4 protein-coding genes are annotated in these 3,793 nt (G+C 43.3%); all 4 read right to left on the bottom strand.

Translation table 11 applies throughout. The features are described from left to right. Positions 1-364 precede the first annotated feature (364 nt). The 4 genes from QZ327_RS00345 to secG all read right to left on the bottom strand — a co-directional run bounded on the left by QZ327_RS00345 (position 365) and on the right by secG (position 3,764). On the bottom strand, positions 365-889 hold the full coding sequence (locus tag QZ327_RS00345; protein ID WP_294616148.1) for a C39 family peptidase: 525 nt from the start codon (positions 887-889) through the stop codon (positions 365-367). Between the two features lie 317 nt (positions 890-1,206). Then, entirely contained in the window at positions 1,207-1,557 is a 351-nt protein-coding gene (locus tag QZ327_RS00350) for a PqqD family protein (protein ID WP_294616149.1), read from the bottom strand. A gap of 8 nt (positions 1,558-1,565) precedes the next feature. Next, the gene (locus tag QZ327_RS00355) at positions 1,566-3,230 is read right to left on the bottom strand and encodes an MFS transporter (RefSeq protein WP_294616151.1); all 1,665 of its coding nucleotides are present in this window, start codon (positions 3,228-3,230) and stop codon (positions 1,566-1,568) included. A gap of 153 nt (positions 3,231-3,383) precedes the next feature. Beyond that, positions 3,384-3,764 carry a preprotein translocase subunit SecG gene (secG, locus tag QZ327_RS00360; protein WP_294616153.1) on the bottom strand — a complete coding sequence of 127 codons (381 nt, stop codon included), beginning with the start codon at positions 3,762-3,764 and terminating at the stop codon, positions 3,384-3,386. Between the last annotated feature and the right edge of the window lie 29 nt (positions 3,765-3,793).

Consider the following 3,793-nt stretch of genomic DNA (forward strand, 5'->3'; position numbering starts at 1 on the left):
AACGACTAATTTTGTAGACGTCAGTTCTAAAATATCTGAAATAAAAACATAATCACCACCATCCTCAATGATGTATTTTCCATTACAATTTTTACCTATTTTATTTCTATCAAATACGGAATCTGGAAATGAACTCAGATAATAATCGTAACTAAAAAATCGATACTTTCCAGAAAATTTCATTTCTGTAATAAACTTCACCTCCGTATATCTAACAAACCCACAATTATCTTCATGATAGAAGTCTTGAGGTTCCCACTTTGTGCTCATTAACAATTCTTGCGTAGTCTTTTGTCCTTGAGCAAATACAGATATATTACAACACATATTTAACAACAATAGAATAAATAAATTCTTCATAATTTTACTTCTTTTTAATTTCAAAATCATACTTTGATACATTTTTCCACTCCAAATAATCTGAGCTACATTCAAATTCCTTTTTACTATCATTTGTATCAATATAAATATAATTTCCTTCTTCCGTATAGCCGACTATCCAAATATTGTGTCCATATCCATTATCTAAACGAATATTTGTCATCACCGTGTTTCCTCTATCAACTGCTCCTTTGTAATCGAATGGCGAATTTCCACCATATTGAGTATTCTCAATACCATTAACTCCCAAGAAATTAACAACACCGGAAGCAACCATATTAGAAGGAACACCTTTCGAAATGACATCATAGCTATTTCCGTTTTTTAATAATTTATTCTCATAATATTTTATTATATCTTCCCTACTCGTACTACTTCCATTACTTTTAAGTATATATTCTATTATAGTTGGTACACAAGAATTACCTTCCTGTACTTTGCGAGTCATATTAAGGCTTTCTTTGTTAACTATAACATCCGTACTTTTTGGAGTGTGTTCCTTATTCACATTTTTTGTTGCTTAAAAAAGACTCTGCCCGGGCGGAAACGTGTTACCGTACCGCGGCATCTATGGTGCCCGTGCCGCCTTACCCCGAATTATAAGTTGTTTCTTCTTTATACCAATCGGGGAGACCGGAAAGCGGCTATGCAGATGGCGAAAAAGATAGTAAACCAATCGGTAAAAAAGGAAGGAACCAAGACACTGAGGATGAAAGCAGAGGTCAGGCGGTATATCCAAGAAAACCTATAGTAGCCGTCTAAATTTTATTGAGCGGAATTTCGGTAAGAAAAAATACAAATGCGGCTACCTCTGTTTTTCAACGCTCAACTTTCAATCTTCAATTGGATAAATCCGTCTTTTTGCAACTGCATCACATAAGCCGTGACGCGTGACGGATAATTATCCTCATCCTGAAAGTGTTCAGCAAGCAAAAATATTATCTCCTGCACCGTCCGCCGCCCGTCTATCAGGCGCCATACCGCAGTGCCGTGTTCTTCCAATTTTACATGGACATCGGGCGACATGCTTTTCGGCAACAGGAAACGGCGCATCCAATCGTGTTTAAAACGTGGGAAGGAAAGTGTGACGCACTCCCCTTCCCACGCAGTCGTGATGTGCCCGCACCGAACGGGAACAGCATCCAACAGGTTTACTTTACTTTTTATAGCTGACATTACCGTTTTCAGGCTTTGATATTAGGCTCTTCCAGACCGAGTCCCTTCTTCTTGTCGACCATCTTAAGGATGAAGCCCAGCACCAAAGCGGCAATACCCAGACAAGCAAGCATCACAAGCGGTGCTGTGTAATCGTACGACACGGCGGCTTCCTCCGGAGTAATCACCCCGTTTTTCAAATCGGCAACAAGCTGCGTATTGGTTTTGTCGAGCACTTTTCCGATGAGCAGCGGAAAGAGCCAAAGACCGATGTTCTGCACCCAAAAGATTAGCGCATAGGCGCTGCCTATAATTTTGGCATCGACCAGTTTCGGGACACTGGGCCATAAAGAAGCAGGAACCAATGAGAAACTTGCGCCAAGCACCAGTATCGTGAGGTAGGCAATCATCACTCCGCCTACTGCATTGTCCTTGAATGCCGGCAGCACAAACGCAAAAGTAAGGTGGCAGAGCACAAGCAGCAGGGAACCGATCATCAGCATTGAAGCCGCCTTACCCTTATGGTCTACATAATTACCAAGTATCGGAGTGATGCCCACAGCCAGCAGGGGGAATACGGCAAACACCGTCTCCGCGCTTTGGCGCATATAGCCCATGTAGCAGAAAACTACCAACAGCACACCTGCCACTGCAAGCGAACCGTACTTCAAACTTGCCTTCTTCGTGAAATTGCTTGCAAAAGAAGCGCCGGCAACAACCAACATGATACAGTACTGGAGGATTGTCACCGTATTGGTAGCCCAGAAAGAACCGGCAGGCACTTCCTTGAACACCAAGTTACACTGCAACATGTTGACGGCATACTTCTGGAAAGGGAATATGGCAGAATAGTAGAGCACGCAAAGAAGCGCCACCAACCAGAAACCGCCACTCGACAGAATGGTGCCGAGGTCGCTGATTTTGAACGGGTCGTCTTTCTCCTCTGCCTCGCCCGTCTGCGCATCCAGTTTTTTGTCCATAAAGAAGTAGACGATGAACATAATCAGGGCAATCAGCAGCAACACCACACCGAATGCCACCGAACGGGAAACGTCAATAACACCTCCCAATTTGGCAAATACCGGAGAGAATATCATGCAAGTGGCAACCCCCAGGCGGGCAAGTGCCATTTCGGAACCCATAGCGAGCGCCATTTCACGGCCTTTGAACCACTTGACGATGCCGCGCGACACGGTAATACCCGCCATTTCGACACCGCAACCAAAAATCATGAAACCGATTGCCGCAAACTTTGCCGATGCCGGCATACCTCTATAGAACGGGGAAATGCCCAGTTCGTCAAAACCGGGGATATAGTTCAGGTTATCGGTAAACCAAGTTTGAAGTCCGCTTCCCTGAAAAGCATCCGTCACCGCATACCAGTTTATGGTAGCGCCGACAAGCATCACGGCACCCGAAAGGATTGCAGTGAAGCGTACTCCCATCTTGTCGAGTATGATACCCGCAAAAATCAGGAAAAACACAAATACATTGAGAAATGTCTCAGAACCTTGCATCGTACCGAATGCCGTTGAATCCCAACCGCGTGTAGATTGCATCAAGTCTTTAATAGGCGAAAGTATGTCCATAAAAATATATGAACAGAACATGGCGAACGCTAAAAGCAGGAGCACCAACCAGCGCATACCCGCCGAGTCGCGAAGCGTCTGGTGAATTTTGTCAGTAGTTGTCATTACAATATTATAATATGGTTTATAGTTTCGAACAAATTATATCCGGCTGCAAAAATAATTAAATATAAGAGCCTGTATATAAAAACAGGCAGAATTGCACAATATTGATTGTACAATTCCACCTGTCAAGAAATCACCGTTATTTCTTGAATATTAGTTTTCAGCCTGTTCTGCAACATCCGGAGCAGCCGGAGCAGTTTCAACCGGTTGTTCAGCTTGCGGAGCAGCCGTACCTACGGGCATATTGTACGGGTTTGTCTTTTCTTCCTGTTGTGCCTGTTCCAAGATTACATCGCCACCTTTGTGAGAAGAGGCAGGAATAACGTAAGCGGAAAAAACACTCATCACCACCAAAAATACAGCGAGGCTCCATGTTGCCTTTTCCAGAAAGTCAGTAGTCTTGCGCACACCCATAATCTGATTGGATGACGAGAAACCCGAAGCCAGACCACCGCCTTTGGAATTCTGAATCAACACAATGAAACACATCAGCAAGGATGCAAGCACCATTAAGATAACTAATAATAAGTACATTTTGTTATTTTGATTTAGCGTTAATAATC

This window comes from uncultured Bacteroides sp. (assembly GCF_910578895.1).
GTDB lineage: Bacteria > Bacteroidota > Bacteroidia > Bacteroidales > Bacteroidaceae > Bacteroides.